This is a genomic window from Bradyrhizobium sp. P2_E8 (assembly GCF_056403875.1).
The window spans coordinates 1-6,618 of sequence record NZ_JBFUES010000382.1; the positions used below are offsets into that span (position 1 = coordinate 1).

Below are 6,618 nucleotides of genomic sequence, written 5' to 3' on the forward strand. Positions count from 1 at the left end.
CCGAAACCCGTGGCCGAGGGCGTGGAACCGGCCTCGCACGACGTCAGCATCTCGCAATAAGTTGAGAAAAATCGCCCCTGGACGTGTAACGTCGTTCGTTAGAACCCGTATCTCAGGGCGTGGACTCCTCCCGCACGGAGAATGAGATGTTTGACCGCCGCATCCTGCTAACGACTGTCGCCGGCCTGTTCGGCCTTTCGGCCTTCCGCTGGCTGACAGGAACGCCTGCCGAGGCCGGCGAGAAGGCCGCGCAGAAATTCGAGATCGAGAAGACGGACGCCGAGTGGCGCGCCCAGCTGACGCCGCAGCAATATGAAATTCTGCGTAAGGAGGGTACCGAACGGCCGGGCTCCAGCCCGCTTTTGAAGGAGCACCGCAAGGGCATCTTCGCCTGCGCCGGCTGCGACCTGCCGCTGTTCTCCTCCGACACCAAGTTCGAGAGCGGGACGGGCTGGCCGAGCTTCTATCAGCCGATCGAGGGCAATGTCGGCAAGACCGAGGACCGCACCTTTGGCATGCTCCGCACCGAGGTGCATTGCCGGCGCTGCGGCGGGCATCTCGGCCACGTCTTCGATGACGGTCCGAAGCCGACCGGACTGCGCTACTGCATCGACGGTTTTGGGCTGGTGTTCCACCCTGCCGCTGCATCCGCAACCTAGGTTTCATCCCGGCAATTGTTGCCGGCCCGGCAATTGTGCCCCGGTCATCCGATCGGGGCCTTTCTATTTAAGTCATTGATTTTATGAGAATACCCGCATTGGCATAGCCCTTGCGACTGTCTCCCCCGACTGCGGCCCTGGTCGACCGGCCGCCGAGATCGGATTTGGAGACAAAGTTATGGGTATCTTCGATGCAATGAACACCTCGGTGGGTGGCCTGCAGGCGCAGTCCTACGCGCTTCAGAACATCTCCGGCAACATCGCGAACTCATCCACCACCGGTTACAAGGGCATCGGGACCAGCTTCGTCGATCTCATTCCCGACGCCTCGGTGCCGAGCAAGCAGGTCGCGGGCGGCGTGACGGCCAATGCGAAGGCCACCATCACCACGCAGGGCACGATCTCGTCCTCCACCGTCGCCACCAACATGGCGATCACCGGCGACGGCTTCTTCTCGATCCAGAAGGCGACCGGCGTCGTCGACAACGTTCCGGTGTTCAGCGGCGTCACCTACTACACCCGCCGCGGCGACTTCCAGCTCAATGCCAACGGCAATCTGGTCAACGGCGCCGGCTATTATCTGATGGGCACCACGGTCGATCCCAAGACCGGCAACCCGACCGGTAACGTGGCGACAGTCCTGAAATTCCAGAACAACTTCATCCCGGCCCAGGCGACCACCTCGATCCAGTACGCCGCGAACCTGCCGAGCGTGCCGAACACGGCGGCGAGCTCGACCGCGGCGAGCGGCACGCTGCTGGCGGCCGGCGGCCTGAACCCGTCCGATTTCGCCGCCAACCCGCTGATCATCGGCACGCCGCCGCCGCCCTATACGAATGCGACGGTCTCCGGCGCAGCGGCCACCGGCAATCTGCGCTCGGCCTATACGGCGACGACCGCGACCGGCACGGTGACGCTGCAGGACAGCGCTTCGGCGGCGGCAACTGGCGCCACGTCGCTCGATTCCGCCGTGTCCCCGCATCTCAACACCAGCCTTCTCACCAACCTGGCCAACAAGACGCTGACGGTCAACGGCCAGACCATCAACTTTGACCCCACTGTTTCCGGCGCCTCGACGAGCGGCAGCACCACCACGATCGGCTTGCTCTCGCCGACCGGCGCAAAGATGTCGGACATCCTGAATGCGATCACCCTGGGCGCCGGTGGCGCCCCCGCCACCGCGACAATGACCGCGGGCGGTAACATCCAGATCACGACCAACACCACAGCCGACGTCACGATCGGCGGCACTGCGGCAAGCTTGCTCGGCGTCAGCAGCGTGACGCGCGGTGGTAACGTGCTGTCCACCCCCGCGATTACAGCTGCGACACAGCTCGGCGGCACCGCGCAGCCCGGCCAGGCGGAAGTCCTCTCGACGCCCTTCGTGGCCGGCAACTATATCCAGGTCAACGGCACGGCAGGCGCCAATACCCTCACCTTCGTGACCTCCGGCGCTAGCAGTTCGACCCCGAACCTGATCAACGTTACTGACGACATCGCGACCCTGCTCCAGAAGATCGACGCGCTCAGCGGTGCGAGCGGTTCTTCGATCAGCAACGGCGTGATCACCCTGAATACCGGTATCGCCAATCCCACTTTGACGGTGACGAGCAACAACAGCAGCGCCTTCGCCGCGCTCGGCTTCACCTCGACCGTCACCAAGAACCGCGGCGGTGGCGGCACGGCCGGCACCGGCGGCGTGATCGGCAATGACATCGCGACCTTCACCAAGGAATCGATCAGCGGCGGTGCCGTCACCGCCTACAACGCCGCGGGCACGCCGGTGAACCTGCAGATGCGTTGGGCCAAGACCGACAGCGCCTCGCTGGGCACCGGCCATTCCGATACCTGGAACCTGTTCTACCAGACCGATCCGAATGCGACCGGCACGACGGTCGGCTGGGTCAATACCGGGCAGGCCTTCACCTTCGCCGCCGACGGCTCGCTGACCTCGCCGAGCAGCTCGGGCATCACCATCAACAATGTCAGCGTCAGCGGCCAGTCGCTCGGCTCGGTCGMCTTCAACATCTCTCAGGGCGGTCTGACGCAATACGCCAGCACCAGCGGTGCGGTGACGATCAACACCATCACCCAGAACGGCTACGCCGCGGGTCAGCTCCGCTCGGTCGCCGTCAACAACAACGGCCTCGTGGTCGGTACCTTCTCCAACGGCCAGAACCTCGACCTCGCGCAGGTCTCGTTGTCGCACTTCAACGGCACCAACTACCTCAAGGCGCTCGATGGCGGCGCTTATGCCGCGACCGAACAGTCGGGACCTGCGATCGACGGCGCTTCGGGCACCATCAGCGGCTCGTCGCTGGAAGGCTCGAACACCGACATCGCCGACGAGTTCACCAAGCTGATCGTGACCCAGCAGGCCTATTCGGCCAACACCAAGGTGATCACGACGGCGAATTCGATGGTGCAGGACCTCCTGAACGTATTGCGCTGATCGGCGCGTGACGTAACCAAAGGCGGCCAGTGACATGGGTTTGAGTTCAGCCCTCGCCAGTGCGATGAGCGGTCTGCGTGCCAACCAGGCCGCGCTCTCGATCGTCTCCTCGAACGTCGCGAATTCGCAGACGCCGGGTTACATCGTCCAGACGCCGAACCAGATCGAGGTCACCACCGGCGACTTCGGCTCGACGGCGATGACGACCGGTGTCAGCCGCGAGCTCGACACCTTCGTGCAAAACCAGCTGCGCACCGAGACCGGCGGCAGCGGCTATGCCGACCAGATGGCCAACATCCTGAAGCAGCATCAGAATGTCTATGGCACGCCCGGCAACAGCGGCACGCTCGAAACCGCGCTGAACAATTTCACCACGGCGTTGCAGGCGTTGTCGACCAGCGCGGGCTCGTCGTCGGCGCAGACGGTTGCCCTTGGCGCGGCGCAGGCGCTGGCGCAGCAGCTCAACGTCACCACCAAGGGCATCCAGTCGCTGCGCTCCAACGTCGAGCAGGATCTCGGCACCTCGGCGCAGCAGGCCAACGCGGCGATGAACCAGATCGCCGACATCAACACCAAGCTCCAGGGCCTGTCGGCCACCGATCCGTCCGCCGCGACGCTGATGGACCAGCGCGACCAGGCCATCAACACGCTGTCGAAATATGTCGACGTGCGCGTCACCACCGACGGCTCCAACCAGGCCAACATCTACACCACGACAGGCATCCAGCTCGTCGGTGCCGGGCTCGCCTCGCAATTCTCCTTTGCGTCCGCCGGCGCGCTGTCGGCGACCTCGCTCTACAACATCGATCCGGCCAAGTCGGGCGTCGGCGCGTTCAACATCGTCCTGCCGAACGGCTCGAAGGTCGACGTCGTCGCCAACAATGTGGTCTCGTCCGGCCAGATCGCGGCCGATCTCAAGCTGCGCGACCAGACGCTGGTGCAGGCGCAGACCCAGATCGACCAGCTTGCCGCGACGATGTCGAGCGCGCTGTCGGACAAGACCACGGCCGGCAGCACCGTGTCCGGCCCGCCGGCCGGGTTCGACCTGGACGTTGCCGGCGCGCAGCCGGGCAACACGGTCAACATCACCTACACGGACACGACCACCAACACCCAGCGCCAGGTCACGCTGGTCAACGTGACCGATCCGGCGGCGCTGCCGCTCCAGAATGCCACCAATGCCAATCCGATGCGGGTGGGCGTCAACTTTTCCGGCGGCGTGGCCGCGATTGCCTCCGCGCTCAACTCCGCGCTGTCAGGCTCGCACCTGACGTTCTCCGCGGCTCCTGCGCCGGCAACCGCCACGACGCTGCGGGTGACCGACGACAACACCGGCCTTGCCAAGGTCAATTCGGCCTCGACCACCAAGACGATCTCGTCGCTGACCTCGGGCAACCCGCAACTGGCGGTCTTCACCGACGGCGGGCAGGCGCTCTACACCGGCGCGATCACGGCGTCGGGCTCGCAGATGACCGGCCTTGCCGGGCGCATCGCGGTGAACACGCAGCTGGCCAGCGATCCCACGCGGCTGTCGGTCTACAACACCTCGCCGGTGACGCCCGCGGGCGACACCACGCGTTCGGACTATCTCTATTCGCAGCTCACCAACGCGGTGTTCTCCTATTCGCCGACGACCGGCCTCGGTTCGGCCAACCAGCCCTTCACCGGCAGCGTCTCGAACTACCTCCAGCAGTTCCTGAGCATCCAGGCCAACGCCTCGACCCAGGCCACCCAGCTCCAGCAGGGCCAGAGCGTCGTGGTCTCGACGCTCCAGGCTAAATTCAACTCGACCTCCAGCGTCAACCTGGACTCGGAGATGTCGAACCTGATCCAGCTTCAGAATGCCTATGCCGCCAATGCCCACGTGATGTCGGTGGTGCAGGGCATGATGAACACGTTGCTCCAGGCTCAAGTGTAACAAGTAACAGGGCTCTGAAACATGTCGATCAGCAGCATCAACTACTCCTCGTCGGTTCTCGGCTCGCAGATCCGCAACATCAATCAGCAGCTCACCGACCTGTCGACGCAGCTCTCGACCGGCAAGCTGTCGCAGAACTATTCCGGCATGGGCACCAACGAGGGCTTTGCGATCGCCGGGCGCGCGCAGCTCTCCAACATTGCCGCCTATACCGACACGATCACCAACGTCAACGTCAACATCAACCTCGCCAATACCGCGCTCCAGGCGCTGACGACGATCCGCAACACGGTGCAGACGGGCTCCGCCAATACCGCGCAGGATCTCAACGTCAACGGACAGACGGTCGCGCAGAACACCGCGGCCGCGCAATTCGGCTCGATGGTCGGCGTGCTCAACACGCAGTCGGGCAACCGCTATCTGTTCTCCGGAACCGCCTTCAACACGCAGCCGGTCGCGGATGCCGGCGACATCATCAACGGGACCACGACGCAGGCGGGCTTCAAGACCGTCATGGCGGAGCGCCAGGCCGCCGACCTCGGCGCCAACGGCATGGGGCGGCTGGTGCAGACGCAGCCCACGCCCAGCTCGGTGCAGGTGTCGGAGGACGTCGCGGGATCGCCGTTCGGGCTCAAGATCAAGGCGGTCTCCTCGACGTTGACGGGCGCGACCATCACCGGCCCGAGCGGCTCGCCGGTGTCATTCTCCGTCGATCTCAACGGGACCAATCCCAGCAATGGCGACAAGCTGAGCGTCCAGTTCACGCTGCCGGACGGCACGACCGAGCAGATCGACCTGACCGCCTCGACGAAGACGCCGACGCCGCTCGGCAGCTTCGCGATCGACGCGAGCGTCCCGGTCAACCCGAACAATACCGCGACAAACCTCAACACGGCGTTGAACACCGCGATCACGAAGCTCGCCAACACCTCGCTGGTGGCGGCGTCCGCGATTGTCGCCGGCGACAACTTCTTCAACACCGCAAGCTCTGCGATCGGCACGCCCGTCAACAACCAGGCGGCGACGCCGGCCCCCGTGACCGGAGCGACCGCGCTGTCCGGCGCGAGCCCCTCGGACTCGATCTCGCCGGGCTTCGTCGCCGGCAACACCATCACCGTCAACGGCACCACGCTCACTTTCGTCGCCTCGGGCGCGACCGGCAACCAGCTCAATGTCGGCGACAGCATCCAGACCCTGCTCAGCAAGATAGACTCGATCACGGGCACCTCGAAACCGTCGACGATCCATGGCGGCTCGATCACGATCAACACCGACGACGCGGCAAGCCTGAGCATCTCGGGCTCGACACCCGGCGCGACCGCCGCGCTCGGCGCACTCGGCTTCAGCTCAGCGCCGATCACCGCGACGCAGCCGCCGCTGCGCGTCGGCTCTTCGCCGGCAAGCTCGGCGACGACGCTGGTGAACGGCACGGCCAACACCGTGAAATGGTACCAGGGCAATGACGGGCCCGGTTCGGCGCGTTCCACCGCGATGGCGCGGGTCGACGATTCCGTCACGGTGCAATATGGCGCGCAGGCCGACGAGGATGCGATCCGGCGGCAGCTGCAGGCGATCGCCGTGTTCGGGAC

At 65.1% G+C, this 6,618-nt stretch carries 4 protein-coding genes; all 4 read left to right on the top strand.

Annotated features, from left to right (window positions below):
• Positions 1-146: 146 nt before the first annotated feature.
• Positions 147-659, top strand: coding sequence for a peptide-methionine (R)-S-oxide reductase MsrB (gene msrB / locus AC1D00_RS21040; protein WP_477011986.1), 513 nt, complete (start codon positions 147-149; stop codon positions 657-659).
• Positions 660-837: 178 nt separating this feature from the next.
• Positions 838-3,111, top strand: a complete 2,274-nt coding sequence (locus AC1D00_RS21045) for a flagellar hook-basal body complex protein (protein ID WP_477011987.1) — start codon at positions 838-840, stop codon at positions 3,109-3,111.
• Positions 3,112-3,145: 34 nt separating this feature from the next.
• On the top strand, positions 3,146-5,029 hold the full coding sequence (flgK, locus tag AC1D00_RS21050) for a flagellar hook-associated protein FlgK (protein ID WP_477011988.1): 1,884 nt from the start codon (positions 3,146-3,148) through the stop codon (positions 5,027-5,029).
• 21 nt (positions 5,030-5,050) lie between these two features.
• Positions 5,051-6,618 (top strand): flagellin (locus AC1D00_RS21055; protein ID WP_477011989.1); only part of this gene is annotated, 1,568 nt, incomplete at its 3' end.